The organism is Mycobacterium sp. 852014-50255_SCH5639931, assembly GCF_001665605.1.
In the GTDB taxonomy this organism is placed as follows: Bacteria; Actinomycetota; Actinomycetes; order Mycobacteriales; family Mycobacteriaceae; genus Mycobacterium; species Mycobacterium paraffinicum.
Map to the genome: position 1 here is coordinate 24071 of NZ_LZSV01000011.1, position 26202 is coordinate 50272.

The 26202-nt window shown below is 67.0% G+C and carries 25 protein-coding genes and 2 pseudogenes; 10 read left to right on the top strand and 17 right to left on the bottom strand.

The genetic code is table 11. The annotated features are described in order from the left end of the window. Positions 1-119: 119 nt before the first annotated feature. On the top strand, positions 120-2105 hold the full coding sequence (gene malQ, locus A5758_RS05715) for a 4-alpha-glucanotransferase (RefSeq protein ID WP_067737612.1): 1986 nt from the start codon (positions 120-122) through the stop codon (positions 2103-2105). A 7-nt stretch (positions 2106-2112) separates the two neighbouring features. Here malQ and A5758_RS05720 read toward each other — a convergent pair whose 3' ends face one another. From A5758_RS05720 to A5758_RS05725, 3 genes and pseudogenes are all read right to left on the bottom strand, one after another. Next, positions 2113-2868 (bottom strand): class I SAM-dependent methyltransferase, encoded by a 756-nt coding sequence (locus A5758_RS05720; protein WP_067737619.1) that lies wholly within the window; start codon positions 2866-2868, stop codon positions 2113-2115. Positions 2869-2894: 26 nt separating this feature from the next. After that, positions 2895-2969, bottom strand: a pseudogene (locus tag A5758_RS26475) (hypothetical protein); the annotation flags it as partial. Next, positions 2966-3916 (bottom strand): methylenetetrahydrofolate reductase, encoded by a 951-nt coding sequence (locus A5758_RS05725; protein WP_156622512.1) that lies wholly within the window; start codon positions 3914-3916, stop codon positions 2966-2968. The pseudogene A5758_RS26475 and the gene A5758_RS05725, both read right to left, overlap by 4 nt. A gap of 204 nt (positions 3917-4120) precedes the next feature. On the opposite strand from A5758_RS05725, the gene A5758_RS05730 reads away from it, so the two are divergent. Then, a complete protein-coding gene (locus tag A5758_RS05730; RefSeq protein ID WP_067208453.1) occupies positions 4121-5479 on the top strand; it encodes a wax ester/triacylglycerol synthase family O-acyltransferase in 1359 nt (452 codons plus the stop codon). A gap of 11 nt (positions 5480-5490) precedes the next feature. On the opposite strand, the gene A5758_RS05735 is transcribed toward A5758_RS05730, so the two are convergent. Beyond that, the gene (locus A5758_RS05735; protein WP_067737624.1) at positions 5491-5928 is read right to left on the bottom strand and encodes an ATP-binding protein; all 438 of its coding nucleotides are present in this window, start codon (positions 5926-5928) and stop codon (positions 5491-5493) included. Between the two features lie 116 nt (positions 5929-6044). On the opposite strand from A5758_RS05735, the gene A5758_RS05740 reads away from it, so the two are divergent. Beyond that, a complete protein-coding gene (locus A5758_RS05740) occupies positions 6045-6977 on the top strand; it encodes an LLM class F420-dependent oxidoreductase (protein ID WP_067737627.1) in 933 nt (310 codons plus the stop codon). A gap of 3 nt (positions 6978-6980) precedes the next feature. Here A5758_RS05740 and A5758_RS05745 read toward each other — a convergent pair whose 3' ends face one another. Together A5758_RS05745 and A5758_RS05750 are read right to left on the bottom strand one after the other, a co-directional pair. Continuing rightward, positions 6981-7799, bottom strand: a complete 819-nt coding sequence (locus A5758_RS05745; RefSeq protein ID WP_067208463.1) for a formate/nitrite transporter family protein — start codon at positions 7797-7799, stop codon at positions 6981-6983. Positions 7800-7874: 75 nt separating this feature from the next. Further along, positions 7875-8912 (bottom strand): 2-hydroxyacid dehydrogenase, encoded by a 1038-nt coding sequence (locus A5758_RS05750; protein WP_197503782.1) that lies wholly within the window; start codon positions 8910-8912, stop codon positions 7875-7877. Positions 8913-9040: 128 nt separating this feature from the next. Here A5758_RS05750 and A5758_RS05755 point away from each other — a divergent pair, with 128 nt between their 5' ends. Next, positions 9041-9898: an LLM class F420-dependent oxidoreductase gene (locus A5758_RS05755; protein ID WP_067737632.1), complete on the top strand. Its 858-nt coding sequence runs from the start codon at positions 9041-9043 to the stop codon at positions 9896-9898. Positions 9899-9914: 16 nt separating this feature from the next. Here the strand turns inward: A5758_RS05755 and A5758_RS05760 are convergent, their stop codons facing one another. Both A5758_RS05760 and A5758_RS05765 read right to left on the bottom strand, forming a co-directional pair. Beyond that, positions 9915-11402: a SulP family inorganic anion transporter gene (locus A5758_RS05760; protein ID WP_067737635.1), complete on the bottom strand. Its 1488-nt coding sequence runs from the start codon at positions 11400-11402 to the stop codon at positions 9915-9917. A gap of 357 nt (positions 11403-11759) precedes the next feature. Beyond that, a complete protein-coding gene (locus A5758_RS05765; protein WP_067208472.1) occupies positions 11760-12182 on the bottom strand; it encodes a nitroreductase family deazaflavin-dependent oxidoreductase in 423 nt (140 codons plus the stop codon). Between the two features lie 131 nt (positions 12183-12313). On the opposite strand from A5758_RS05765, the gene A5758_RS05770 reads away from it, so the two are divergent. From A5758_RS05770 to A5758_RS26000, 3 genes are all read left to right on the top strand, one after another. After that, positions 12314-13213, top strand: coding sequence for a class I SAM-dependent methyltransferase (locus tag A5758_RS05770; RefSeq protein ID WP_067737638.1), 900 nt, complete (start codon positions 12314-12316; stop codon positions 13211-13213). 60 nt (positions 13214-13273) lie between these two features. Next, positions 13274-13963 (top strand): class I SAM-dependent methyltransferase, encoded by a 690-nt coding sequence (locus tag A5758_RS05775; RefSeq protein ID WP_067208480.1) that lies wholly within the window; start codon positions 13274-13276, stop codon positions 13961-13963. Between the two features lie 86 nt (positions 13964-14049). Next, positions 14050-14217: a hypothetical protein gene (locus tag A5758_RS26000; RefSeq protein ID WP_197503783.1), complete on the top strand. Its 168-nt coding sequence runs from the start codon at positions 14050-14052 to the stop codon at positions 14215-14217. 94 nt (positions 14218-14311) lie between these two features. Here the strand turns inward: A5758_RS26000 and A5758_RS26190 are convergent. From A5758_RS26190 to A5758_RS05795, 4 genes and pseudogenes are all read right to left on the bottom strand, one after another. Next, positions 14312-14663: pseudogene (locus A5758_RS26190) on the bottom strand (hypothetical protein). Between the two features lie 13 nt (positions 14664-14676). Then, entirely contained in the window at positions 14677-14901 is a 225-nt protein-coding gene (locus tag A5758_RS05785; RefSeq protein WP_067737640.1) for a hypothetical protein, read from the bottom strand. A gap of 281 nt (positions 14902-15182) precedes the next feature. Next, a complete protein-coding gene (locus tag A5758_RS05790; RefSeq protein ID WP_067737644.1) occupies positions 15183-16430 on the bottom strand; it encodes a TetR/AcrR family transcriptional regulator in 1248 nt (415 codons plus the stop codon). 128 nt (positions 16431-16558) lie between these two features. Further along, on the bottom strand, positions 16559-17518 hold the full coding sequence (locus tag A5758_RS05795) for a DMT family transporter (protein ID WP_067738281.1): 960 nt from the start codon (positions 17516-17518) through the stop codon (positions 16559-16561). Positions 17519-17689: 171 nt separating this feature from the next. On the opposite strand from A5758_RS05795, the gene A5758_RS05800 reads away from it, so the two are divergent. Next, positions 17690-18541 (top strand): LysR family transcriptional regulator, encoded by an 852-nt coding sequence (locus A5758_RS05800; protein WP_067208493.1) that lies wholly within the window; start codon positions 17690-17692, stop codon positions 18539-18541. On the opposite strand, the gene A5758_RS05805 is transcribed toward A5758_RS05800, so the two are convergent. Further along, the gene (locus A5758_RS05805; protein ID WP_067737647.1) at positions 18538-20025 is read right to left on the bottom strand and encodes an NAD(P)/FAD-dependent oxidoreductase; all 1488 of its coding nucleotides are present in this window, start codon (positions 20023-20025) and stop codon (positions 18538-18540) included. The genes A5758_RS05800 and A5758_RS05805 overlap by 4 nt on opposite strands. A gap of 40 nt (positions 20026-20065) precedes the next feature. After that, positions 20066-20983, bottom strand: a complete 918-nt coding sequence (locus A5758_RS05810) for an LLM class F420-dependent oxidoreductase (RefSeq protein WP_067738284.1) — start codon at positions 20981-20983, stop codon at positions 20066-20068. Positions 20984-21195: 212 nt separating this feature from the next. Here A5758_RS05810 and A5758_RS05815 point away from each other — a divergent pair, with 212 nt between their 5' ends. Continuing rightward, entirely contained in the window at positions 21196-22023 is an 828-nt protein-coding gene (locus A5758_RS05815) for a mycofactocin-coupled SDR family oxidoreductase (protein ID WP_067208500.1), read from the top strand. An 11-nt stretch (positions 22024-22034) separates the two neighbouring features. Here the strand turns inward: A5758_RS05815 and A5758_RS05820 are convergent, their stop codons facing one another. Next, entirely contained in the window at positions 22035-23024 is a 990-nt protein-coding gene (locus A5758_RS05820; RefSeq protein ID WP_156622513.1) for a glycoside hydrolase family 6 protein, read from the bottom strand. 163 nt (positions 23025-23187) lie between these two features. On the opposite strand from A5758_RS05820, the gene A5758_RS05825 reads away from it, so the two are divergent. Next, the gene (locus tag A5758_RS05825; protein WP_067737651.1) at positions 23188-24219 is read left to right on the top strand and encodes a fused (3R)-hydroxyacyl-ACP dehydratase subunits HadA/HadB; all 1032 of its coding nucleotides are present in this window, start codon (positions 23188-23190) and stop codon (positions 24217-24219) included. A gap of 233 nt (positions 24220-24452) precedes the next feature. On the opposite strand, the gene A5758_RS05830 is transcribed toward A5758_RS05825, so the two are convergent. Together A5758_RS05830 and A5758_RS05835 are read right to left on the bottom strand one after the other, a co-directional pair. Beyond that, complete coding sequence (locus tag A5758_RS05830) at positions 24453-25187, bottom strand: SDR family NAD(P)-dependent oxidoreductase (protein WP_067737653.1); 735 nt, start codon at positions 25185-25187, stop codon at positions 24453-24455. Then, the gene (locus tag A5758_RS05835) at positions 25174-26073 is read right to left on the bottom strand and encodes a TIGR03619 family F420-dependent LLM class oxidoreductase (protein WP_067208514.1); all 900 of its coding nucleotides are present in this window, start codon (positions 26071-26073) and stop codon (positions 25174-25176) included. Before A5758_RS05835 ends, A5758_RS05830 begins: the two co-directional genes overlap by 14 nt. Positions 26074-26202 lie beyond the last annotated feature (129 nt).

Here is a 26202-nt window from a genome sequence, read left to right on the forward strand (position 1 = left end):
CACCAAACGGGTTTCGGCCGTCTGTGTGAGAAGTCCCGGCTTGGGTATATAAGCGATGTGCTCCCTCGTCATCGTCGTCCCGTCGCCCCCGCCGGCTCCCCACCCGGGCCGGCGCGCTGATGGCGAATCCCAAGCCGGTTCCCGATGACCTGCGTCGGTTGGCCGCGGCACACGGGGTGGCCACCTCCTACCGCAACGAGCGGCGCGAGCCCGTCGAGGTCGACGCCGACGTCGTGATCCGCGTGCTCGGCCTGCTCGACGTCGACGCCGCCAGCGAAGCCGACCGTCGCCGCGAGTTGGCCAAACTGGCCGAGCGCGACCGCGCCGGCGCATTGCCACCCACTGTTTCCCTACGCCTGGACGGGCGGCCCCGGCCGTTGCCCGGCGCGGCCCTCTTGGTGGGCGAGGACGGGGGCCGCACCGAGGTGCGCGACGAGCTACCCGGCGGCCTGACCCCGGGCTGGTATCGGCTGCAGCTGCGCGACGGGCAGGAGGCCACCCTGGTCGCGGCGCCACCCCAGGTGCCCGCGGCCCCCGCCACCTGGGGCTGGATGCTGCAGCTCTACGCCCTCCGATCGGCCCGCTCCTGGGGCATCGGCGACTTGGGCGACCTGCGGGAATTCATGAACTGGACCGTCGCCGAGCACGGTGCCGGCGCGGTGCTGCTCAACCCGCTCAGCGCCCCCGGACCGACCCATCCGGTGCAGCCGTCGCCCTACACCCCCTCCAGCCGACGGTTCGCCAACCCACTGGCGCTGCGCGTCGAGGACCTCGACGTCTATCGGAGGGCCGACCCGGACACCCGGGCCGAGGTGGATGCGCTGCGGGTCTCGGCAACGACCGAACGCATCGACCACGACCTCGTGTGGGCGGCCAAGCGCTCGGCGCTGGAGCTGCTCTGGCGCGCCGAGGGCCGGCCCAGCGCGCTGGACGAATCGGCCGCCGGCAAGGGCCTGCGCGACTGGGCCACGTACTGCGCGCTGGCCGAGCGGCACGGCGGCCGGTGGAGCCGCTGGCCGGAGCCACTGCGTGACGTCGCCGGGCCGGCCGTCGCGGCGGCGCGGCGAGAGCTGGCGCCCCGGGTGGCGTTCCACGCCTGGGTGCAGCAGCGCTGCGCCGAGCAGCTGGTCGCCGTGCGCGACACCGCCCGAAGCGCAGGGATGGCCCTGGGGGTGTTGCACGACCTCCCCGTCGGGGTCGACGCCGAGGGCGCGGACGCGTGGGCGCTGGCCGACGTGCTCGCCACCGGGGTGAGTGTCGGGGCGCCGCCGGACAACTTCACTCCCCGTGGGCAGGACTGGGGGCTGCCGCCGTGGCGGCCGGACCGCCTCGCCGCCACCGGCTATGCCGCCCTGCGCGACATGCTGCGCGCCGTCGTGACCTACGCCGACGGTCTGCGGATCGACCACGTCGCCGGCCTGTGGCGGTTGTGGTGGATTCCCCCGGGCGCCGGCCCGGATCGCGGCACCTACGTGCACTATGACGCCGACGTCATGCTCGCCGTCCTCGCCCTGGAGGCGCACCGGGCCGGAGCCACCGTGGTCGGCGAGGACCTGGGCACCGTCGAACCGGAGGTGACTGAGGCGCTGGCCGGCAACGGGATGCTGGGATGCGCGGTGTCCTGGTTCACCCGCGACGAGTCCGCCCCCGGGGAGCCGCTGCTGGCGCCGGCGCAATGGCCGTCGCGGGCGGCCGCCAGCCTGTCCACCCACGACCTACCCACGGCCGCGGGCTTCTTGCGCGCCGAGCACGTGCGGGCCCGCGCCGACCTCGGGCTGCTCGACGACGTGGCGGGTGAGCGGTCGGTGGCCGACAAGGAGCGGGCCGAGTGGTTGGAGCTGCTGCGGTCCGAGGGCCTGCTTGACGGCCCGGATCCGGACGAGGGGGCGATGATCACGGCGATGCACCGGTTGCTGGCGGCGGCGCCGAGCCGCCTGAAGTTGATTTCGCCTTACGACGTGTTGGCCGAACCCCGGCAGCCCAATCTGCCGGGCACGATCGACGAGTACCCGAACTGGCGGCTCCCGCTCCCGGCGACGCTGGAGGAGCTACGCGCCGACCCCAGGGTCGCCGAGATCACCGCCGCCTTCCGCGAGTCGGCCTAACCGAGTCTTACGCGTGCCGCAACACCAGCAGCTCGCTGGTCAGCGTCCCCTCGTCGAGCAGCCGCCCGATCTGTGCACTCTGGCGTTCGGCCAACTGCCAGGCCTCCGTGTGCCCGTGCCGCTCGCTCAGGGCGTCCGTCACGGCGTCGACCCGCTCGTTCCACGAGTCGGAGATCGGCGGAAGGTCCGCGGTGCCGAGCCGCTGCTCGACGTACAGCGACGCGCGCCGGACCAGCTCGAGCAGCCCGCCGGGCGTCAGGAAATGGTTGCCGTCCAACGTCTCGTTCGCTTCGTCGCCGTGGGCGAGAAAGACGAGCAGGCCGACCCGGCCGCCCGGCCGGACGACGCGGCGCAGCTCCTCGAGGACCGCCAAGTGATCCGGTGTCGTGCTCAACACGCCAAGTGCCCACGCGGCGTCGAAGCTCGAGTCCGCCACCGGTAGGGCCGACCCCACCGCGCACGCCACCGGGAAGCCGAACAACTTCTTCGCCGCGCGGCACGCACCCGTCTCCGGCTCGACAAGCACCGGCCGCACCGAACGCTCTCGCGCCGCGTAGGCCGCGGGGCCCCCGACGCCCGCCCCGGAGTCCAACAGCGTGGCACCGGGCTCAAGGCCCATCTCCGCTATCAGCCAATCGAGGGCGGCCGGACTGCCACTGCCCCGGCACCCGGCGGGCACGTAATAGTCCGGCCCGAGGTCGGCGGCCACCTGCGCCGTCCACTCGGCGACGGTGTCGAACTCTGCCTCCATCGCTTCCGTCATCGGCGCCCCTTTCCCCCGCAAGCGGGTGGTACCCCCACCTCATCGCTGCGTCCCCCGCAAGCGGGCGGTACCCCCACTGCATCGTCGGCGGCGCGCGTCATCGGCGCCCCTCTCCCCGTATTCGGCGACCGACCTCCGCCTTGATTTCCGCCCCCATGCGCCCGCCCGAGGCGGACGCCAAACCCGACACGTTGACTCCCTCGACACCTTCGATCGAGAGCAGCGCGCGGGCCTCGGCCACCGCCGCCTCGATCCCGGCGGACACCGGATCCAGGGCGCCCAATACGCGCTCCGTCACGGTCTGATCGAGTTCCAGGCCGGGCAAGCCTTGCAGCACCGCCGCGGAGACGCTGTCGGTGAACACCGCGACCGCCGCGATCACCGGGATCGCCAGCCCCGCCGCCCGCGCCACCGTCACGAAGTCGGCCACCATCTCGGGACGGGGCACGTGGTTGAGGACCGCCAGGCTCGCTCCGGCCCGTTGCTTCTCGACCAACCGTGCGGGCCGGGCCGCTACGGGCGGGGCGGTGGGCGTTTCGGGCACCGCGGCGACCACGCCCGTCGAAGCGGCCAGCGAGACCAGGCGGGGCCCGTCGAGGTCGAAGGTCTGGGTGACCTCCGGACGCACGTCGTAGCCGCGCCCGTCGCCCGTCACGCACAACACCGTCTCCACGTTGATGCTGAGCAACCCCCGCAGTTCCTGCTCGAGCACCACGCGGTTGCGGTCGCGGCACGACAACGTGATCCACGGTGTCACGCCGGCGTCGAGCAGCAGTGACCCCATGAGCGTCGGCGGAAAATCGGGTTTGTTCTGGTGCTCCCCGACCAGGACGGCGTCGCACCCGGGCGCCAGCACGGCCGCGGTCGCCGCGACGTCCCGGCGATCGAACGGGGTGCAACTGAAATCGGTGAGCAGCAGCGGTACGCGAGCGGGACGCGCCGCGTGCTGATGGCCCGACCACGCCACCACGCCGTCGAACGCGCACGGCCCCGGGCGCATCTCGCATTGGCCGTCGGGTCGCACCCCGCCGCACGGTCCGAACTCCATTCGTTTCGGACACTCCAAACCCGCCGACATTTCACTCCCCGTGCGCCAGTGTTCGCATCGATGTACCCAAACGACCGCGCCCGCAAGCCCTTCGGCTCGGGCCGGATTCGGGCTGGCCTTTCGGGATTAGCAAACGCTCACGGCGGCTACTAGGAGATGTGCGTGTACCGCGCGGACGGTGCAGCAAAACGAACGGGGTTGACCATGGAACCGATATCGCCGACGGATGCGCTGTTCCTCATCGGCGAGTCCCGCGAGCACCCGATGCACGTGGGATCGCTTCAGCTCTTCGAGCCGCCCGAGGACGCCGGGCCCCATTTCGTCCGCGAGGCCTATCAGGCCATGCTCGAGTGCACGGATGTGCAGCCGCTGTTCCGCAAGCACCCGGCCTTCTTCGGCGGCCTGACCAACCTCGCGTGGTCGTTCGACAACGACGTCGAGCTCGACTACCACCTGCGCCGCTCGGCCCTCCCGGAGCCCGGGCGGGTCCGCGATCTGCTGGAGCTGGCGTCTCGGCTGCACGGCAGCCTGCTCGACCGCCACCGCCCGATGTGGGAAGCCCACCTCATCGAGGGCCTCCAAGACGGCCGGTACGCCGTGTACACGAAGTACCACCACTCCCTCATGGACGGCGTGTCCGCGATGCGGCTGGTGCAGCGCGCGTTCACCCCAGACCCGGACGACGACGAGGTGCGCGTCCCGTGGACCCTGGGGCCGCGCAAGCGCGGCAAGGAGCCCAAAACCCAGTCGCTGCTCGAGCGCGCCGGCCGCACCGCGGGGTCGGCGCTCGCCCTGGCACCATCCAGCCTGAAGCTGGCCCGGGCGGCGCTGCTCGAACAGCAACTCACACTGCCGTTCCGGGCGCCGCGCAGCATGTTCAACGTCCGGATCGGCGGTGCCCGGCGGGTGGCCGCGCAGTCGTGGTCGCTGGACCGGATCAAGGCGATCAAGTCGGCCGCCGGGGTGACGGTCAACGACGTCGTGCTCGCCATGTGCTCCGGGGCCCTGCGGGCCTACCTCCTGGAGCGGGATGCCCTGCCTGACGCCCCGCTGACCGCGATGGTGCCGGTCAATCTGCGCAAGACCGACGACGACCGTGGCGGCAACCTGGTCGGAACGTTCCTGTGCAACCTGGCGACCGACCTCGAAGACGCGGGGCGGCGCCTCGAGATCGTCAGCACGTCGATCCGCGACACCAAGGAGATCTTCCAACAGCTGCCCTCGGTTCAGCAGCTCGCCCTGTCCGCGTTCAATATCGGCGGCCTGTTCTTCGGGCTGATCCCCGGGTACCTGTCGGCGGCCTCACCGCCCTTCAACATCGTCATCTCCAACGTCTCGACCGGTCCCTCCGACCCGCTGTACTGGCGTGGCGCCCGGTTGGACGGCAACTATCCGCTGTCCATCCCACTCGACGGGCAGGCGGTCAACATCACGGTCACCAACAACGCCGACAACCTCGACTTCGGTCTGGTGGGCTGCCGCCGCAGCATCCCGCACCTGCAGCGGCTGCTGGGCCACCTGGAGACCTCGTTGAAGGACCTCGAGCGCGCCGTCGGCGTGTGAGCGGGTGACGGCTAGGGCCTGGTGGTGTAGTCCAGGCACACCGTCGTGCCGTTGGGCCGCGCGTTGATGGTGCAGTGGTCGGCCAGCGCATGCATCAGCAGGAGACCGCGGGATCGCCGGGGGTCGTTGAGCCGCTGCGGCGAGGGGTGATGCCAGGATCCGCGATCGCTGACGCACACGCTGATCGATTGGGCGGCGGGATCGTAGCTGGCCTGCAATTTCATGGTGCCGACCGTGGTCTGGGCGCGGTACGCGTGCTCCACGCAGTTGGCCAGCGCCTCGTTGACCCCCAGAATGATGTCGTCGCGCACTTCAGCCGGGGCCTCGGTCACTTCCTGGAGCCACCGGCGCAGGGCGCGGCGCAGTTCCGCCGCCGTGACGGCGTCGGCGGCCCCGGCGCAGGTCAATCGCGCGGGCGTCACGACCCTGGGTGGAAGTAGTGAGGTCATGCCAAGGGCATACCCAGGTGCGGGTGGGGTGCTAAACCCGTTCGCGTCTCGCTTTGGCCACGGGCGGGTACACGTTCGGAATCGGGTTGCCGTACAACGACATACAGAGGGATCTTATGGAATTCCGTGCCTTCATCGAACCGCAACAAGGTGCCGGTTATGCCGATCAGGTCGCCGTCGCCCAAACCGCCGAGCAGCTGGGCTTTGCAGCGTTTTTCCGGTCCGACCATTACCTGGCGATGAGCGGCGACGGCCTGCCGGGTCCCACCGACTCATGGGTGACCCTGGGCGCGATCGCGCGGGAGACGTCGAGCATCCGGCTGGGCACCCTGGTGACCTCCGCAACGTTTCGCTATCCGGGTCCGCTGGCCATCGCGGTAGCGCAAGTGGACGACATGAGCGCGGGGCGTGTCGAATTCGGCCTGGGCAGCGGTTGGTTCGAGAAGGAGCACCAGGCGTACGGGATTCCCTTTCCCCCGCTGCGGGAGAGGTTCGACCGGCTCAGCGAGCAGCTGGCCATCGTCACAGGGCTGTGGACGACGAAGCCGGGTGAGACCTTCGACTACGCCGGCAACTACTACACCATCGCCGGCTCACCGGCGCTGCCCAAACCGATGCAGAGCCCGCATCCGCCGATCGTCATCGGCGGTCTCGGCGCCAAACGCACCCCGCAGCTGGCGGCGAAGTACGCGGCCGAGTTCAACATTCCGTTCGCGCCGATCGACGTGGCCGAGAAGCAATTTCAGCGGGTGGCGGACGCGGTCACCGAGGCGGGCAGGCCGTCCGACTCGATGACCTACTCAAGCGCATTCGTGCTCTGCGCCGGCCGCCGCGAACGCGAGGTGGCCCGCCGCGCCGCCGCGATCGGCCGCGACCTCGACGAGTTGCGTTCGAACAGCCCGCTGGTCGGCACTCCCGCGGAGATCGTCGACAACTTGGGCGCGTGGAAACACCTCGGCGTGCAGCGCGTCTACACCCAGCTGCTGGACCTAACCGATCTCGCGCACCTGGAACTGCTGGCGAGTGAGGTTATGCCGCAACTGCTTTGAGGCTCACATGGACTCAGCGTCGGCGCGTTCCTCCTCGAGCCGATCCTTGCTCCGCAGCAGCCGCAGCAGCGTCACGAAGAGCAGCCCGCCGATCATGTTGCCCACCACGGTGTAGCCGAACCAGCCCAGCCACGTCAGGTAACCGAACGGCGCATTCCCGGTAACCAGCGCGCCGAAGATCAGCAACGAATCCAGAATCGAATGGAACAACCGCAGCCCGGCGAGCAGGAACGCGGCGGCGACCGCGGCGGCGATCTTGGCCGGCACGGAATCGGTGCCGTGTTGCATCCGGGTCATCAGCGTGATCACCATGCCGCCGAGGATCGCCAAAACCATGCTCTGCGCCGACACCGGCGCGGTGGCGAAATGGGTGCCGGACTCGATGGTCTGGGCGTGCAGCTCTGGGAAGCCCGTCATGATCAGCCACATGATCACCCAGCCGCCGACGAGGTTGGCGAACATGGTGCCGCCCCACAGTTTGGCCAGCTGGCGGAGGCTGGCGCGTTTGGCGGCCACCGTCACGACGGGAATGATGAAGCCCTCGGTGAACAGCTCGCTGCGGCCCAGCAGCAGGGCCAGGAAGCCGATCGAGAAAGCCAACCCGGCCAACAGCGGCCGGTGGGTGGCGTCCAACACCGACAGGTAGGCGAGCACACCGATCCCCACCTCGGTCCCGCCGAAAAAGCCGGTGACCAACACGCCGCGCCACGTGCGGTGCAGACGCTGGGTGCCCTCGCTCAGCATCCTGCTGAAGGCATCCTCGAGCTCGTCCTCGATGGGACTGTTGGTGTCTCCGAGCTCGCGTTGGGTCGTGTCACTCATGGTGGATGGCCTAGTACCCGTTAATCAGGGCTGGACCATCCGGTGTGAGGCATCTGACAGGAGCGGACCCCGCTGTCACCTGCGCGGTCGCAGCACCGGTGTCACCAGCTCACCGGTGTCGAGGTAACTCTCCAGGTTGCGGATCGCCAGCAACGCCATCGCCCTGCGAGTCCGGGCGGTGGCGCTGCCGATGTGCGGGAACAGCACCACGTTGTCCATGTCCAGCAGCTCGGCCGGCACGTGGGGTTCGTCGACGAAGACGTCCAGCCCCGCACCGGCCAGGGCGCCGCCGGCCAGCAATTCCACCAGCGCGTCCTGGTCGACGACGCTGCCGCGCGCGATGTTGATGAGGTAACCCTCGGGACCCAACGCCTCGAGGACGCTCCGGTCGACCAGCCGGCGCGTCTTGGGGTCGCCAGTGGTGGCTACGACGAGGACGTCGACCGATTCGGCCAGTTCCAGCGGCGAGTCGGCGTAGCGGTACGGCGATCCGTCGATGCGGTGGCGGTTGTGATACGCGATGGCACAGTCGAATCCGACCAGCCGGGTCGCTATGGCTGAACCGATGCGGCCCAGGCCCAAGATCCCGACCTGCAAGCCGCTGACGTCGCGGGCGTAGGGGAATGGCCCGTCGCGCACCCAGCCGCCCGCCCGCACGTAGCGGTCGGCGGCTCCGAAACGGCGCAGGGTCATCAGGATCAGGCCCACGGCGGTGTCGGCCACGGTGTCCGAAAGCACGTCGGGCGTGTTGCTGACGCCGATGCCGCGACGTCGCGCCGCGGGCAGATCGATCAGGTCCACCCCGGCGCCGTTGTTGACGATCACCTCCAGGTGGGGCAGGGCCGCCATCGTGTCGGCGTCGACGCCGGGCGACCCCGACGTGAGCACCACACGAATGTCGGCCGCACGCTCGGACAGGAAATCGGCCCGTTCGGGGCCCTCGGGGAGCTTCGAAATCTCGTAGCGCGCGGTCAGCTCGGCTTCGAACGTTGGCTCGAAGTCACCGACCCGCAGCGCGTACCTGATCTTTTTTGTCGTCACCCGTCCATCATCGAGCGTCGGCGAAATATTCGGGCGGCGGCCTTCGTTGTGGCTTTCGACGGTGTCGGACATTCCCCCGGGTACCACCTCAAAACCGCCGCTTCGAGCGACCACTTGCCGAGAGGCGCGAAGACGGCACCGTCCCAAACTTTTTCATTGCGCACGGGAAGCAATCCCCCCGCGGCTTGGTTGCACCGCCAATGCGCATTGGAGTTGTGTTCCCGCAAACCGAGCTCGGTGGAGACCCCGCGGTCGTGCGTGCGTACGGCGAGGGCGTCGAAGGACTCGGATTCACCCACATCCTCGCCTACGACCACGTGGTGGGCGCCGACCCGAACGTGCACCACGGCTGGGATGGCCCCTACGACATCGATTCGACATTCCATGAACCCTTCGTCATGTTCGGCTACCTCGCCGCGATCACTTCCCTGGAACTCGTCACCGGTGTCATCATCCTGCCGCAACGACAGACGGCGCTGGTGGCCAAGCAGGCCGCCGAAGTCGATCTGCTCACCGGCGGGCGATTCCGGCTTGGTGTCGGATTGGGCTGGAACGCGGTCGAATACGAGGCGCTGGGTGAGAAGTTCACCAATCGCGGCAAGCGATCCGAGGAGCAGCTCGAGCTGATGCGCCGGCTGTGGACCGAACGATCGGTCACCTTCGACGGGAAGTACCACACCGTGACCGCGGCGGGGCTGGCCCCATTGCCCGCCCAGCGCCCGATCCCCGTGTGGATCGGCGCGGCGTCCGACCGCGGGCTGGAACGCGCGGGACGTCTCGCGGACGGCTGGTTCCCGATGACGGCTCCCGGGCCCGGCCTCGACCACGCGCGGGAACAGGTGCGGCGCGCGGCCGCGGCCGCCGGGCGCGACGCGGAAAGCCTCGGGATGGAAGGCCGGGTCAGTTGGGCCGGCGACCGCGCAAAGGCCGCGGCCGACATCGCGGCCTGGCGGGCCGCGGGCGCCACCCACGTGTCGGTCAACACGATGAACGCCGGCCTCGCGACAGTCGATGATCACCTCGCCGTGCTGAAGCGGATCGCCGCCGACCTGACGTAGCAAACCGCGGGTAGGGCTAGCCGGTGTCCGCTTCGACCAGGCTGAGGTGGACCGCGCGACCGTTGGCCTTCGACGACTTACCCACGCGTCCATAGGGTTCCATCGGTCCGTTATGGACCTTGACCGCTCCCCCCGTGGCGCAGTGCCGCCGCTGCCAGTCGCTGATCGCCTGATGGGCAGCGTGATCGAGGTAGTTGGCCACCAGGTGGATGGTGACCGTGGTGCGCTCGGGGATCGTCGCGAGCACACCCGTCAGCCGGGGCAGGGCCAGGAAGGTGCACGCCCCTTCGATGAACACGTGCCATTCGTCGCCCACGGGCTTCGCCTCCACCCTGGCCCGAACCACCCGCCAGCCGGTCACGACGACGGCCACGGTCAGCCCAATCATGACGCCGTGCAACAGGTTCAGGAAGACGACGCCGACAATGGTCACCAGATAGACGACGAGATCGCCGTTGCGCGACGCGGTCTCGATGTGTGCGGGCTTCAGCAGCTCGATCCCGATGACGATGAGTAAGCCGGCGAGCGCCGCGGTGGGGATCTGTTCGACCAATCCCGCGAAGGGGACGGCGAACACCAGAATCCAGACCCCGTGCATGATCGTCGAGGCGCGGGTTTTCGCACCCGCGTTGACATTAGCCGCGCTGCGCACGATCACGCCGGCGATGGGAAGCCCGCCGATTGCGCCGGACACCATGTTCGCCGCGCCCTGCCCGATCAGCTCCCGGTTGAAGTCGGTGCGCGGCCCGGTGTGCATCCGGTCGATCGAGACGGCCGTCAGCAGGCTTTGGACGCTGGTGATCAGCGTGACCGTGATCACCGCGATCACGACGGCCCCCCAATTCCCGTCCGGAAGCTGCGGCAGCTGCAGGGCCTCCAGCACCGAGCCCTCCAACCTGATGCGGGATACGTTGAACGGCAACACGACCGACATGACCGTAGCGACGACGATGGCGACCAGTGGGGCGGGCACCTTGGCCAACCGGGCCGGTGCCCAGCGCCACGCAATCAGAATGGCGATGACGAGCAGACCCAGCACGAGACCCGGCCGATGCGCGCCGGCGATCTGCGCGGGCAACCCGACGACATTTGTCCAGGCCGAGCTCTGCGATTCACCGCCCAGCAGTACGTGCACCTGTTGCAGGGCGATGGTGATTCCGATGCCGGCCAGCATGGCGTGCACGACAACCGGTGAGATCGCCAAGGCGCCGCGCGCAATCCGGCTGATCCCCAACATGACTTGCAGTGCTCCCGCAACGACGGTGATCAAACAGGTTACCGCCCAGCCAAACTGGGAAATCAGGTCGGCGACAACGACCGTGAGCCCGGCGGCCGGACCACTGACCTGCAACGGTGATCCGCCGATACACCCGGCGACGATCCCGCCGACGATCGCCGCTATCAAGCCGGACAGCACTGGAGCGTCCGAGGCGATCGCGATCCCGAGTGACAACGGAAGCGCCACCAGGAAAACCACTAACGAGGCCGGCAAGTCGTATTGCATGGCCGCGCGCCACCGGTCAACTCGATTCGGTTGACCCTTCTGGAAGTCTTGTTGACCTAGCCGCCCGGCGTGTTGCATCGGCCCTCCCTGGAAATGTTCATGAGGAAGCGCGCCGGATATCAGCCCGTGATGCGCCCGGATAGTGCGATGTAAAGCCCTGTGGCACTGGCGATTACCAGTCGCGGGAACGTCGTTGTTCTGCTAGGCGTGCCTGGCCTATGCATATCGAAGGTATGGGGCGGCCAAGCTGGTCGCAACCTGACGGGCCGCGCGCATATCGAATGCAAATCTTTTGCCGTCGATAGCTGTCGAATGACCGTCGGCGCTTTTTGCCGAAATACGTTGACGCGCGGTGTATTACTCCAGCACGAAGACTGGTATCTGCCTCGTTGTCTTGGTCTGGTACTCGGCATAGGGCGGATAGGCTTCGACGGCTCGCTGCCACCACTGCTCGCGCTCCGACCCGTCGAGCTCGCGTGCCCTTAGCGTGACGACCCTCTCGCCATCCTGCAGCGTGACCTCCGGATTGACTTTCAGATTGAAATACCACGACGGATGCGCGGGGGCGCCCCCTTTCGACGCGACCATGGCATAACGACCGTCGCTTTCGACGCGCATCATCGGCACGTAACGCTTTTTGCCGGATTTTGCCCCGGTGACCGTCACCAAAACGACGGGCCGGTCGAGAATCTCGACCCCGTGGGTCGTGCCCTGTTTCAGGATTTGCTCGGTCTGCTCGCGTACCCAGTCCCTCGGGCTCATTTCGATGTCGTCAGCCATACCTGATCTCAACACGTCGTCGCGCCTTCGTCATCCCCGTGCGCATCGCCGAACGGTCGGTCCGGGCCTGGAAGCGTAGAGTGGGCCTCAACGCTTAAATGAGCTAACTAATGGCGGAGAGGAGTCGGGTAGTGGCCCGCACCGAGAACGACACGTGGGATCTGGCCTCCAGCGTCGGAGCGACCGCGACGGCGGTCGCCGCGCAACGGGCGATCGCTTCCCAAGGGCCGGACCCCTTGCTTAACGACCCCTTCGCGGATCCGCTCGTCCGCGCCGTGGGCAGCGACGTCTTCGTCAAGCTCATCGATCACGAGGTCGACCGATCCGACGATCCCCTGCTGAATCGCCAGGCCGTGAACGAGCAGATTACGGTGCGCACACGCTACTTCGACGACTTCTTCACGCAGGCAACCGAATCCGGGATTCGCCAGGCGGTGATCCTGGCGTCCGGGCTGGACACCCGGGCCTACCGGCTGGCCTGGCCACCCGGAACGATTGTCTACGAGATCGACCAGCCCGAGGTCATCGAGTTCAAGACGCGGGTACTGGCCGAGCTGGGCGCCGAACCCACCGCCGAGCGCCGCACGGTGGCGATCGACCTGCGCGAGGACTGGCCGGCCGCGCTGGTCGAGGCCGGGTTCGAGGCGGACGCGCCGACGGCCTGGAGCGCCGAAGGCCTGCTTGTCTACCTACCGCCCGAGGCGCAGGACCGCTTGTTCGACAACATCGTCGCCTTGTCGGCGGCGGGCAGCCGGATCGCCACCGAACACATAGATCTGCGCAACATCCCGCAGGACTGGGCGCAGAAGCTGACCGAACGGTCGCAGCGTCTCGGTTCCAAGATCAACCTGGCCGAGCTTTTCTATACCGGCGACCGCAACACCGCGGCCGAGTACCTGGCCGGGCATGGCTGGCAGGTCGACATCCGGACCACCGACGATGCCTTTGCCGCTCACGGATTCGAGGTACCGAATGACGAGCTGGCCTCATTCGGTGAAGACTCCGGTTACCTCACGGCGACCCTCGAGTAAACGGGATTCTCACGCATCAGCCCCATTGACATATATCAGTCTGGTTGATATACAGGTGGTATGTCTCAGCCGACTCAAGATATGTTCGAATCCGCCTACCGGGGCGAGGCCCCCGAGATGGGTGAAGGCAATCGGCCGCCGTGGAGCATCGGCGAGCCGCAGCCGGAGATCGCGGCCCTCATTGAGGCCGGGAAGTTCCATGGCGACGTGCTCGACGCGGGTTGCGGAGAGGCGGCGGTGTCGTTGTTCCTCGCCGAGCGCGGCTTCACCACGGTGGGCCTGGACCAGTCGCCCACCGGCATCAAACTGGCGCGCGAGAAGGCCGCCAGGCGCGGCCTGACCAATGCCACGTTCGATGTCGCCGACATCAGTGCGTTCGGCGGTTATGACGGGCGCTTCGGCACGATCGTCGACAGCACCCTTTTTCACTCGATGCCCGTCGAGTTGCGCGAGGGCTATCAGCAGTCCATCGTGCGTGCAGCCGCGCCGGGTGCCTCCTACTTTGTGTTGGTCTTCGACCGCGAGGGCATGCCTGCCGACGGCCCGGTCAATGCAGTCACCGAGGAGGAACTTCGGGACGTGGTCTCCAAGTACTGGGTGGTTGACGACATCCGGCCGGCGCGGATCCACGCCAACGTGCCCGACAGCTTCCTGGAAGGATTCGGGGCCTTCGCCGGCGCAAACATCCGCGACGAGGGCAACGGCCGCAAGTCGATGGGCGCCTGGCTGCTATCCGCTCATCTCGGCTAGCTGGCGCGCACGGCCGGGCAGGTTTCGAGCCGTGGGATTCGGGAGATCCTGACTGGAGCAGCGCAAACGGTCAGAGGAGATCCCACGTGGACCAGCAAGTCAATTTCGACCCGCCACCCGCCCCCGAGGACGCCCGGCAGGCGACCGAAGAACAGCGCAGGTTGCAGGAGCAACTGGAGCACCAGAACGATGACCCGGACGCGCCGGGATTACACCAGTCCCGGCGCGACCTTCCCGACGAGAGCACGCGCTAGGCGGGTTGCTAGCGGGCGGGGCAACCGTCGTATCGAAATGGGTTATGCGCCAGCGCATGGCGTCCGATTCCGGTCAGGAATCTCACGGACAACACTAGCTCTTGGAGCTCCGGCGGTCCTGCGCGAGAATTACGGCCGCCAACCCCACCAGCGTGAGGGCGCCGAGGGCGGCCGCGGGAATCGCCCACACGCGCCGGACCATCAGGGCGTTGTCGCATTGGCCTAACGTAGTTCGTGCTCGACATGCCAACTCCGCCGCCGCCGTGGCCCTTCTTCGTTTCGTCGGCGCTCGACGCTTGGGTTAAATCAGTTGTGAAACCGCTGCCGCATTTGACCTGCCAACCGAATCGATCATAGGCGTCGATGAACACCGGGAAGCGCAGGGCGAATAACCCGACGGCTAAAGCGATTACGGCCGCTGACACAACAAGAGGCCCGCGTTTCACTATCTCCTCCCGCCTATGTCATGCAGACGTTCGCGAAGATCAGCACCGGCCATGACACGATCGAACCGAGAAAAGACACGACCAGGTCGAGTCCGTGCATCTCGCGTAGGTGCCCCGTGTGGGTGGACGACCAGATCACCCCAACGATCAGATACGGCGTCCCCAGCAGCACGGCGATGCCCATCAGCTCGGCAATCGTCAACTGGTAGTCCAGTACCTGCCGGATCCTGTTGAGCATGGGGCGTGCCTTTCGCGCGGGGACCTACCGCGCGCCCGTCGGCTCAAGAGCCAGGTCGGTGAGGCCGCGGCGCCCGGTACGGATGGCAATTATGTTAATGTTTATTCAGACGATTGGGTAGCGCTCGCTGCAAAGAAGCAGGATACCGGCCATGCCTCCGGTTCAGAAGTTTCCTGCGCGGCATGGCGTTAGGGATAGCCGTCCGTGCCATCGCTCATTAGTGGCGTCAGCACAAGTGCAGCCTCATTCCGGCGTGAAGTCGGCTTGCTTCCTGGTGAGACTCAGCGGCGAGTGCCCTTGGTGGAAGCCGCGGCAGATTTGCCGATCAAGGTGATTTCCATCAAACGGCGGACTGTCATGCGAGCCGGCTCGCTCGGGCCGGGCATGACGAGTCGCCCGATGTCGACGGCGAGAGCGAGCGCCGCGTGTACGGCGTATCGAGCCCGGCCGAGCGTTAGGTCGGGTCGCGCCGCCACGGCCAGCCGGGCCCAGGATTCGACGGTGGAGCGGTGAATGTTGTAGAGGAGGACCGCGTCCGTGTCGGGCAGGTTGTGGCGCTCGGTGTAGTACACCCGGGCCAGTTCTGGGTTGGCGAACGACCGTGTGACGAAGGCGTCGATCAGCTGCGTCAGCGACTGCTCCGGGTCGCTGCCGGTGGCCAAAATTGTGGACAGGTCACCGGAAACCTGGTCAGCGCCGCGCCGGTATGCCACTGCCAGTATCGCGGCCTTGCTCGGAAAATACTGGTAGATGCTCGCCACCGGTATACCGACAGCGGTCGCGATGTCCTCCATACCGGTTTCGCGGTATCCCCGTTCGTTGAACAACCGTATCGATTCGTGCAACAGCAATTCGTAGCTGCCGACGGCACTCGTAATCGCCACTGTCCGTGGAGATTCCGACTCGCTCACCCGCGGCGCCGGCACGTCCGCCCTCGACACGGCGGCCGCGATGTCGGCCAACGTCGCCCGAATCTCGCCGTCGCCGAGCCGGGAACGATGGTCGGTGATGCTGCCTATGACACTCAACGTCGCAGCAGAAAGCACCCAACGTTGCCGTGATTGCAGTTCGGGCCGCAGGCCGATCAACGGCCGCTGCAGACGCCGGTTGACCAGCTTGACCTGCTCGGCCAAGACGCCCTGGTCTTCACCGTGCAGGTAGCGACCTTCCCACCGATAAAGTCCCCCCGCGGTGCGGTTCACAATCGCGGTGTCGATCAGCGATCCGGTCAGTGCACGTAGCGTCTCCCCAGGATCGGCATCGTCCGGCAGGTGATCGGCGAACTCCGTGGCGTCCACGAGCCGCTGCCCGAGTGCCAGGACCGCGGAGCGGAACAGGTCGTATTTGCCGTGCGAATGCCGGTAGAGCGCCGCCGCCGAGACCCCGACCCGAGCGGCGATGTTTTCCATGCTGACCGCGTGGTAGCCCAGCTCGCTGAAAGCGTCTGAAGCGGCCCGGGCGATCTGTGCCTTGCGATCTTTGGGGCGGCGCTTTACCGGCTTCGCGGATGAACGGCTGGCCGGCGTCATAGAGATCACCGTAGCCGCAGTGCGCGGGGCCGGGCGGGTGCACGGCTGTCCAATTCTCGGAGACGGCTGCCCCGTAACAGCGAATCCGGCTCGCCCCCGATCGTGCAAATCCGAAGTCCGACCGAGCGCTACCCCGGCGAACTCGATGGCGCCCCACACGGCGCATGAATCCGCTGGCCAACCGGGGACACCTCTGAGGCGCGGATGGGTTGCCCGCTCTCCTTCGTCGCGCGACGCGGCCGGGATGCCCTGCTGTTGAGCCAGCAGGCGAAGCCGCCCAGGACCAGGCCGACCGCGACACCGGCGTCCGGGCGCTGGCCGAGCATGAGCCACGAGAGCACCCCGGCGACCGCGGGAATGACGGCGAACAGCATTGCCACCGCCGCCGCGCCGTGGGTATTGATGGCGCGGACGTAGAGACTCACCGCCAGTGTCGCGTTCAACAGCACCATGCCGGCGACCGCGATCACGGCCTGCCGGCCGTCGTGCACGGTGAAGGGCGTGAGCATCGCGAGCCCCGCGGCGGGAATCAGCCCGACCGCATTCTGCAGTGCGCTCATCGTGCGAAAGTCGATACCGGCGCAGAACCGCTGCTGATAGACGCCGCCGGCCGAAAGCCCAAGCAACCCAACCCCAAGCAGCACGATGACCGGGTCGACCCCGTGGGTAGCCGCCAGCCTTCGCGCGCATGCGGCCAACACCGCGACGACGCCGAAGCCGAGCGCAGCCACCCGGTGCGGCCCCAGCGGCTCGCGTAGGAACACGGCGGCCAGGATGGCCGTGGCGACGGGGTTCATCGCGATCACCACCGCGCACAGTACGGCCGGCGATCCGAGCTGGACGGCCTCGTAGAGGCAGCAGAACTGCACGGCTTGAATGAGCAGGCCGACCACCGCGACGTGGCCGAGCTGCGCTCCTCGCGGCCAGGGCGCCTTGGCCAGTACGGACCATATGGCCAGAATCGTTGCGGCCAAACCGAATCGCAGCACCAACGCGGGCATGGGCGCCATGGCGGTCACCGCCAGCACCCCGATGGGGTAGCCGAGCGCGTAGAAGAACGTTACCGCCGACGCGGTGGTCAGCGGCATCCGTGGCAGGTCCATGCGACCCATGCTGGCCCAGACCTACCCCCGCAGTCCAACGATTATTGCTGATCGCGATTGATCGTGATGCCTTATCGATCTGCTGGTGCTGTTCCCGAATTCCGTATGAGGAACACATCGATTGATCGAGGTTCCTAATCGGACTATGGTGCAGCTATGGCCCAGGTGCTCGACATCGCGCCGCTGCGCAGCCTCGTCGCCGTCGCCGACTGCGGCGGGTTTCACCGCGCCGCCGCGGCGCTGCATCTGAGTCAGTCCGCGGTCAGCCAGCACCTGCGCAGAGTCGAGACCGTCGTCGGCCAGCCGCTGATTCAGCGCTCCGGCCGCGGCATCGTGTTCACCGAGACGGGCCTGAAGGCGCTGCGGCATGCCCGCGCGATATTGGCCGCGCATGACACGGCGCTCGACGACCTGGGCGCCACCGAACCCAAGCTTCTGACGATTGGGGCCACCGAGCACGGCGCGGACGTGATGCTGTCCGGACTGACCGGCGTGCTGCGGGATCGGCTCCCCGACCGGCGGGTGCGCTTCCGGCTGGACCGCAACGTGTCCCTGGCCGACTCGATCGAACGCGGTCTGGTCGACTTGGCGATCATGCTCGACGGGGCGGGCTTGGACCGCGCCAACGCCTCCGGGCTCGTTCGGCTGCAATGGATTTCGGCGCGAACGTTGGCGGTGCCCGCGCGAGAACCACTGCCACTGGTGATCTTCTCCGAGCCGTGCACCTTGCGTGAGCCGGCCTTCGCCATCCTCGAAAACCACGGTATTGCCTATGAGATCGCCGCAGAGTGCGGCGATCTGTCCGGACTGTACGCGGCGGTACGGTCGGGGCTCGGAGTGGCGCTGCTGCCGACGATCGGCAAGCTGCCCGACGGCGTGTGCCCCGCCGAGGGATTGCCGCCGGCCAATAACGCATCCGTTTTGGTTCGTGGCCGAGCAGGCATAGACCCGGACCTGCTGAGCACGGTCGACGAAGCGGTGCGTGACGTGCTGGCCGCCGCGGACTAATCGCAGCTGTGCTGCAGCGCCTCCCAATACCGTATTTCTTGCTCTGTCAGGTGATTCGAGGTGATGGCACCGAACCGCGCGGCCTCGCGTGCGAACCGCTCCGGTGCGTCGGGCAGCGCGTCGGGCCCCTCCAGCCGAAAACAACTCGGTGCCAATGGACCGAACAACAGCGCGCGGCGCAGCTGCGGCCAGTTATCCAGGCGCGGTTCCACACCCGCGGCCCGGGCAAAGGCGATGGCAGCGAGGTGCAATCGCGATTTCTGCGACAAGCCCCGGCGAGCGCGGTAGGCATCGATTGCGAACCGCTGGTCCCGTTCACGCACCGCAGGTATGACGCCGCCCCACGTGTAGGCGATCCACCTGGCCTGAAGTTCCAGCGGCACAAAGTATCCGCCCGCCTGGTCCCACATGCCCAGGAAGGCCAGCCCCGGGAGGTCCGGATGAAAGGTGTACCGGTCGGCGTCCAGGTGCACCGCGTCAAGGTTCAGGATCCGCTGAATTTCCGCACTCAGGAACGGCAGACGCAGTTTGAAACCGGTCCCGAACAAGATCCCGTCGAACTCCTCCGCGCGGTCGTCGGCGAAGGTAACCGTCGCGCCCATAACCGCTTTCATCCATGGCCGCACCGATATTCGGCCTTCGGCCACCAATGGAAGATAATGCTGGCTGAGAGTCACGCCGGCCGCGAAGGGCGACGGGTCGGGCGCCGGGGCGCCGTACTGTTCGGGGCTTCCGGCCGCGCCGACCGCAATATCCTTCAACTGCCGGTCGACGTCCTCTGCCGGGAGGCTCTCTTCTGCCAGGGCACCGTAGCGCGTGTAGAGCAGGTGGTCGGTCGGGACGCCGGATATGAACTTGGGCACGACATATCGTTGCTGTCGCTGCGTCACGACGACGCGCGCCGCCCCGAGTTGCGCAAGCTCGGAAGCGATCTCGAGCGCACTGATCGCGCAGCCGGCGACCAAAACGCGCATGCCGCGATACGCCGTGCCGTCTCGGTAGCCGAATGTCGTCCCCGCACCCGCGCAACCGGAGAAGGTTTCCAACCCGGCGACAGCGGGGACGGCAGGCGCATTGAACCTTCCGCTGGCCACCACCACACGCTCGAACCGCTCGATTCCGGCAGCGTGATGGAGCAGCCATCCCGGCTTGTCGTCTCGGCTGACCAATTCGACCCGGTTGCCTAGCCGAATGCGTGAGGTCAGAACGAATTTGGCGGCATAGCGATGCAGGTAATCGAGGATGTCTCGGTTCGGTTGGTAGACAAGGTCGCTGTCGTGATCGAGGTCGCTGAAGGCCGTCATGGTGCGACTGCTGTTGGTGTACATGCCCGGCCATACACCGCTGCGCTCGTCCGACGGCGCCCACTGCCCGCCCAGCGTCGGACCCTGCTCGAAGAGCGTGGGCTCGAATCCTTGCGACAACAACCAGCGGGCGGCCACCAGCCCGCCCGGTCCGGCGCCGATTACGGCGACGCTTGTCATCCGGTAACTGTCGCACGGCCTTGCCAGTGTGAGTGGCGGTTCACAACGCGGCGGTAAGTCTCCACAATGCTGCGCGGTCCACAGACGCTGAGCGATCGATCGGGCTGATCACCACGTCGGTGGCGCCCGCATCGCGATAACGGCGTAGCTGGCGCACGACACGTTCCTCGGGTCCGATCGCGGCGAACTCGGTGACGCTGGCGAGTCCTTCCCTGGCGATCACGTTGCGATACGACGGGATGCTCTCGTAGAGGCTCAGGTGTTGCGCGGCGATGGCCCGGGCTCCCTCGACATCTTCGGACAACAGCACCGGAACGGCGGCGATGACGCGCGGCGCGGGACGACCCGCATCGGCGGCCGCCTTGGTGATCTCTGGCACGATGAATTCGCCGATCGTCCGGGGCCCGGCCAGATAGGGCAGTGTTCCGTCCGCCAGTTCGCCGGTGACCCGCAACGCCTTTGGGCCCATCGCAGCCACATACACCGGGATCGGCGTTCCGCCGGCGACCTGCACCGGCCAGGTCGGGCTTGCGCTGAGCTCGCTGCCGTGGAAGTCGACGCCGGCGGTGTCGAACACCGACCCGAGGATCGTCAGATGCTCCCGTAATCGGGTAATGGTGTTCGACCAGTCGGTGCCGAATGCCTCGCGTTCGATCTGGCGTGCTCCCAACCCGAGCCCAAGGCTGAAGTTGCCGTGCGCGGCGGCTTGTGCCGTCTGCGCCAGCGAGGCAACGATCAGGGGGTGGCGCGGGTTGATCGGGACCACCGACGTTCCCACGCCCAGTCCGGGCACGGCAGCCCCGACGAGCGCCGCTAGCGTGATCGCGTCGTAGTTCTGCTGCTGAGGCAGCCAAACCTGGGTGACGCCGTGCCCGTAGGCTTCTCGGGCCTGGTCGATCACATCGTCGACAAGGTTGGCAGCATCGGGACGGGCCATGAGGATGATTCCGCTGGGCATACCGACAACCAACGGCGCCGCCCGTCCCATCATTCCGATCGCCTCGTCACGATCGAAGAATTGCACCCATGATGTCGGTCGCCCGACGAAGCGTTGACCGGCTTGAACACATATCGCTAATGTGCGCAAATGCCGGTGGAGGCCCTCCGGGACGAAAAGCCGGTTCCGGGCGGCCAGTCTGAGCCAGCGCCGCACGCAAAGGAGTTGTCGGCATGACCGATCCCGTCGCGCCGCTCGCCGGCAGAGTCGCCTACGTGACCGGAGCCGCCCGCGGCCAGGGCCGCTCCCACTGCGTCCGACTGGCCCGGGCGGGCGCCGACATCGTCGCAATCGACGCGTGCGCGCCGGTCGCCGAACACAACGGCTATCCCCCCGCACTCCCGGAAGACCTGGCCGAGACCGTCAGCCTGGTGGAGGGCGAGGGCCGCAAGATGCTCGCCGCGGAGGTGGACGTCCGCGACCTGGCCGGCCAGCAGCGGGTGGTGACGAATGCGATCGAACAGTTCGGCCGACTCGACATCGTCGTCGCCAACGCCGGCGTGCTGAATTGGGGACGGGTATGGGAAATTTCGCCGCAGCAATGGCAGGAGACGATCGACACCAACCTCACCGGACTGTGGAACACCATGAAATCCGTAGTGCCGCCGATGATCACGGCCGGCAACGGCGGATCGATCATCAACATCAGCTCCGCGGCGGGCATCAAAGCCGTCCCGGGCTGCGGACATTACTGCGCAAGCAAATTCGGCGTCGTCGGCCTCACCAACTCGTTGGCTGTCGAGCTCGGCGAGTTCGGAATCCGCGTGAACTCGGTGCACCCGTACGGTACCGACACCCCGATGGGCAACGACCTGTCGATGTACCAGGTCTTCCAGGACCATCCGCAGTACATCCACAGCTTCTCGCCGGGCGCGCTGCCGACGGACTCACTGGCGGCGCCCGACCTGATCTCCGACATCGTGGTCTGGCTGGCCAGCGACGCGTCGTCGTTGGTCACCGCCGCCCAAATCCCCGCCGACAAAGGGTATTTGAAGATCTGACGCCAAGGCTACTAGCCGCCTTTGCGGGCCAGATCGACGGCGTACTGGCTCACGAAGGTGCCCGCCGCCGGATCACCTTTGCCACATGATCCGTCCGATTCACCGGGACGTTTGATCCACAGGTAGGCGTCGGCGTGGGCACCCGCGGTGGCCGCGGTGGGCGAGGTGCCCAGGGCCCGACCGCTGGGGTTGCACCAGTTGAGCTCGGAGTCCGGCGCTGGACCGGCGCCGTTGCGCGACGTGTCGATCACGTAGTGCGATCCATTCGTGAGCCCGGAAATCGCCTCGCCGTAACCGATTTCGTCCTCGGTGGTGAAGAAGTTAGCCGTGTTGACGCTAAAACCGCGCGCGTGGTCCACGCCGGCCTGCTTCAGCCTACCTGCCATGTCCTCGGCGCTATGCCAGCGCAGGTGACCGGCATCGACGTAGACGGCCGCGTTCGGATCGCGGGTTAGCGTGTCGACGGCGTAGCGGACCAGATCGTAGCGTTCCTGGCGCTGATCAGCCGACAGACAGTCGGCCATTGCGAGCGCGTCGGGCTCGACGACAATCGCGACCCGCGAGGCGCCCACTCCGGCGGCGATGCCGTCGATCCAGCCTCGGTAGTCGGCGCCCGACCCCATGCCGCCCGCAGCGAAGCTGCCGCAGTCACGGTATGGGATTCCATAGACCGCCAAGACCGGGATGGCGCCGGCAGCGTTCGCATCGCCAACGTACTTTCCGACCGTGCCTGCCGATGAGCCCGGAACGATCCAGTACGCCTGCGGTGTGTTGGCGATGGCGGTCAACTCGGGGCTCGGCGGGTCGGCGCTCTGGGCGGCGCGCATGGCCGCCGAATTGGGATTGACGTAGAACGGCGCTCCGGCCAGCGGGTCTCCGTCGCTGGTCAAGCGCACCGCCGGGGCTGGGGCAACATGCAGCGGGCCCACGCAGGCAACGGCCGCAATAGTCAGGACGGGAGCAATCCACCGCGCTAGAGCGCTAGCAGCTGACGACATCACGTTAGGGAAACTAGTGCCTCCGCGCGTTGGGCGCGAAACCAGTCCGCAATTCGATGACATGGGCATGATGACGACGTAGCCGCCGTCTCGTCCGGGTTATCGTGCACGTTAGGGTGCGTTCGCCGGCCTCCGTGAACAGGCCAGTAGAAAAGTTGGGCAATTCATGACCGCAGCAACCGAAACGTCGGTGCTCGAATCGCGGGTCGGCCATTACTACCGGGTCGACGACACATACCAGGTCGGCCGCGAGAAGATACGCGAGTTCGCTCGCGCCGTGCAGGACTATCACCCCGCGCACTGGGATGTCGCCGCAGCCGCTGAGCTGGGATATTCGGGCCTGGTGGCGCCGTTGACATTCACGTCGGCCCCGGCAATGGCGGCCAATCGGCACCTGTTCGAATCGGTGGTCATCGGTTATGACATGTACCTGCAGACCGAAGAAGTCTTTGAGCAGCACCGACCGATCGTCGCCGGCGACGAACTACACATTGACGTCGAGCTGTCATCGGTGCGCAGGATCGCGGGCAGAGACCTGATCACCGTGACCAACACGTTCACCGACACTGCCGGCGAGCGCGTGCATACGCTTCACACCACCGTCGTCGGCGTCACTGCCGAGGATGTCGATCCGGCGATCAGGACGACCGCCCAGCAAGTGATGATGCACGACGTGAACCTCGCCGGAATCGACTACTCCGATTCGGCCTACCAAAAGACGGTGCGCCCCGAGGGCGAGATTCGCATCGCCCAAGGAGATCCGACCCGGATCCCTGGGACGCCGTCCTTCGAGGACGTAAATGTCGGCGATGACTTACCGGTGCATCACGCCAGACTGTCCCGCGGCGACCTGGTGAACTACGCCGGCGTGGCCTGCGATGCCAACCCGCTTCACTGGGACGAGAATCTTGCCAAACTGGCGGGTCAGCCCGATGTGATCGCTCACGGAATGCTCACTATGGGTTTGGGTGCCGGATTTGCCTCCGCATGGTCGGGCGATCCCGGTGCGGTGACCCGCTACGCGGTGCGGCTATCGCAGCCCGTGATCGTGTCGGCCGCCGGGGGTGCTGACATCGAATACAGCGGCCGGATCAAGTCGCTGGACCCGGCAACCCGCACCGGTGTCGTCATCGTCGGCGCGAAGTCCGGCGGCCGGAAGATCTTTGGCCTGGCGACGTTGCATGTCCGCTTTCGCTGACAGTTGAACCGAGCTGTAGGTTCTCAAACTGCGTGGCGCGTGGGGATGTCTCTACCAGCAGGCTTGCGGCATTCTCGGGAAAAATGGCGGAACGTTTTTATCGTATTTGCGGCGAATCCTAGAACCAGACGGTTGCGCACAAACCGCATCCGCGAAACGCGGCGTAGTCGGCAGGGACTCGCGCACCTTATCGGCTTCCCGACTCCCCGAAATGGCAAGTGGTGCATAGTCATTCAGACTGCCGTGGTGCCACCGTCGACAATCAACTCCAAACCATTGACATAGCTTGAGTCGTCTGAGGCGAGGAACAATGCGACTGTCGCGATCTCCTCGGGGCGGCCCATCTTTCCCCGCGGGATCAGGGATTCAAACTGCGCCTTCGTCTCCTCGTCGAACAGCTGCTCCTGTATCGGGGTGGCGATCTGGCCCGGGGTCAGCACGTTGACCCGGATCCTCCTGCCCTTCAACTCCGACAACCACACGCGAGCGTATGCGTGCAGTACCGCCTTGCTCGCCGCGTAAACACCCCAGGAAGGAAAGCCCTTGACCGAAGCGCTTGACCCGGTCATGAAGATCGAGCCACCGTCGTTGAACAGCGGCAAGGCCTTCTGCACCGTGAACAGCGTGCCGCGCGCGTTCAGCCCGAAAGTCGCGTCGAAGTGCTGCTCGGTGATCTCGCCGAGCTTGCGCGCCTCGCCCGTCCCGGCGCTTGCCCACAGCACGTCGACGGCGCCCCTTTCCCGCTTGACCGCGTCGAACAAGCGGTCCAGATCGTCCAGATTCGCCGAATCACCCTGCACGCCAATCACATTCCGGCCGATCAATTTGACGGCTTCATCCAGCGCTTCCTGCCGCCGACCCGAGATGAAGACGTGAGCTCCCTCGTCAACGAACAACTTGGCACCGGCCAACGCCATACCGCTTGATCCACCGGTGATCACCGCCACCTTGCCGTCAAGCTTTCCCATCATCACTCCATCGGGCGATTACCTGGCCGGCGAAGTCGAGCAACTGGTCGAGGCTGGCGAACATTGCGAAGGCATCCACGATCGCCTCATCGACACCGGAGCGGGCGAAGCGCTCGAGCTTGTCGGCAACCGAGTCAACGGAGGTGCCCGGTTCGAGGTTGATCCGCATGGCCGTCTTCAGCGCGTCAGGATCGCGGCCGGCGTCCTGCGCCGCACGGCGCGCAGTCGACCACAAGTGGTCGGTGACCTCGTCCTGCAGCCCTTCGACCCCGAGCCAGCCGGTGCCGCTGCGGCCGACCCGGCGCATCGCGGCCTCGCTGGCACCGCCGATCCAGATGGGCGGACCGCCAGCCTGGACCGGGCGCAGGTCGGCATGGACCGGCGGCAGGGAGAAGAACTCGCTCTCCCAGGAGACCGGGGTGGTCGTCCACCACTCGTGCAGGAACGCCAGCAGGTCATCGAGCATCCGCCCGCGCCGGCGCCAGTCGGCGCCGCGGGCGATGTCGTGTTCGTCCTTCATCCACCCGATTCCGACGCCCACATCAAGGCGGCCGTCGCTGAGCACGTCGAGCGTGGTCAGCAGCCGGGCCAGGTGCGGCGGCTCGTAGTAGAACGTGCTGAGCGTGCTGGAGTTCAGCCGCACCCGGCTGGTCGCCGCCGCGGCGACGGTCCACAGCAACACCGGATCAAGATAACGGGTCATCTGCGGCGGGTATGGCTGCTCTTTGCCCGGGTAGGTGCTGTGCATATCGACCGGCGTGACCAGTCGATCGCCGACCCACAACGTGTCATAGCCAAGGTCCTCGAGGCCGCGGCAGAACGCGCTCAGACCAGCGGCGCTGCTGATGGCGGGCCCGACAATGGGAATTGCGAAACCAAGCCTCATCGCGAGGGTCCTCTCCCCGCAGACGATCGTCGGCAAACGCTGATATGAGACACAGTGAATCCCTTCGGTGATTAATCAACCATTATTTGGTCGGACGGCGCCCCCTGTTCGTTCCCAGCCCGGACTGGC

What these genes read in the sequence shown, in the direction of transcription:
- malQ (WP_067737612.1), top strand. Translation starts at nt 120, where the DNA reads ATGGCGAATCCCAAGCCGGTTCCCGATGACCTGCGTCGGTTGGCCGCG.
- A5758_RS05720 (WP_067737619.1), bottom strand. Translation starts at nt 2,868, where the DNA reads ATGACGGAAGCGATGGAGGCAGAGTTCGACACCGTCGCCGAGTGGACG.
- A5758_RS05725 (WP_156622512.1), bottom strand. Translation starts at nt 3,916, where the DNA reads ATGGAGTTCGGACCGTGCGGCGGGGTGCGACCCGACGGCCAATGCGAG.
- A5758_RS05730 (WP_067208453.1), top strand. Translation starts at nt 4,121, where the DNA reads ATGGAACCGATATCGCCGACGGATGCGCTGTTCCTCATCGGCGAGTCC.
- A5758_RS05735 (WP_067737624.1), bottom strand. Translation starts at nt 5,928, where the DNA reads ATGACCTCACTACTTCCACCCAGGGTCGTGACGCCCGCGCGATTGACC.
- A5758_RS05740 (WP_067737627.1), top strand. Translation starts at nt 6,045, where the DNA reads ATGGAATTCCGTGCCTTCATCGAACCGCAACAAGGTGCCGGTTATGCC.
- A5758_RS05745 (WP_067208463.1), bottom strand. Translation starts at nt 7,799, where the DNA reads ATGAGTGACACGACCCAACGCGAGCTCGGAGACACCAACAGTCCCATC.
- A5758_RS05750 (WP_197503782.1), bottom strand. Translation starts at nt 8,912, where the DNA reads ATGTCCGACACCGTCGAAAGCCACAACGAAGGCCGCCGCCCGAATATT.
- A5758_RS05755 (WP_067737632.1), top strand. Translation starts at nt 9,041, where the DNA reads ATGCGCATTGGAGTTGTGTTCCCGCAAACCGAGCTCGGTGGAGACCCC.
- A5758_RS05760 (WP_067737635.1), bottom strand. Translation starts at nt 11,402, where the DNA reads ATGCAATACGACTTGCCGGCCTCGTTAGTGGTTTTCCTGGTGGCGCTT.
- A5758_RS05765 (WP_067208472.1), bottom strand. Translation starts at nt 12,182, where the DNA reads ATGGCTGACGACATCGAAATGAGCCCGAGGGACTGGGTACGCGAGCAG.
- A5758_RS05775 (WP_067208480.1), top strand. Translation starts at nt 13,274, where the DNA reads ATGTCTCAGCCGACTCAAGATATGTTCGAATCCGCCTACCGGGGCGAG.
- A5758_RS05785 (WP_067737640.1), bottom strand. Translation starts at nt 14,901, where the DNA reads ATGCTCAACAGGATCCGGCAGGTACTGGACTACCAGTTGACGATTGCC.
- A5758_RS05790 (WP_067737644.1), bottom strand. Translation starts at nt 16,430, where the DNA reads ATGACGCCGGCCAGCCGTTCATCCGCGAAGCCGGTAAAGCGCCGCCCC.
- A5758_RS05795 (WP_067738281.1), bottom strand. Translation starts at nt 17,518, where the DNA reads ATGCCGCTGACCACCGCGTCGGCGGTAACGTTCTTCTACGCGCTCGGC.
- A5758_RS05800 (WP_067208493.1), top strand. Translation starts at nt 17,690, where the DNA reads ATGGCCCAGGTGCTCGACATCGCGCCGCTGCGCAGCCTCGTCGCCGTC.
- A5758_RS05805 (WP_067737647.1), bottom strand. Translation starts at nt 20,025, where the DNA reads ATGACAAGCGTCGCCGTAATCGGCGCCGGACCGGGCGGGCTGGTGGCC.
- A5758_RS05810 (WP_067738284.1), bottom strand. Translation starts at nt 20,983, where the DNA reads ATGCCCAGCGGAATCATCCTCATGGCCCGTCCCGATGCTGCCAACCTT.
- A5758_RS05815 (WP_067208500.1), top strand. Translation starts at nt 21,196, where the DNA reads ATGACCGATCCCGTCGCGCCGCTCGCCGGCAGAGTCGCCTACGTGACC.
- A5758_RS05825 (WP_067737651.1), top strand. Translation starts at nt 23,188, where the DNA reads ATGACCGCAGCAACCGAAACGTCGGTGCTCGAATCGCGGGTCGGCCAT.
- A5758_RS05830 (WP_067737653.1), bottom strand. Translation starts at nt 25,187, where the DNA reads ATGGGAAAGCTTGACGGCAAGGTGGCGGTGATCACCGGTGGATCAAGC.
- A5758_RS05835 (WP_067208514.1), bottom strand. Translation starts at nt 26,073, where the DNA reads ATGAGGCTTGGTTTCGCAATTCCCATTGTCGGGCCCGCCATCAGCAGC.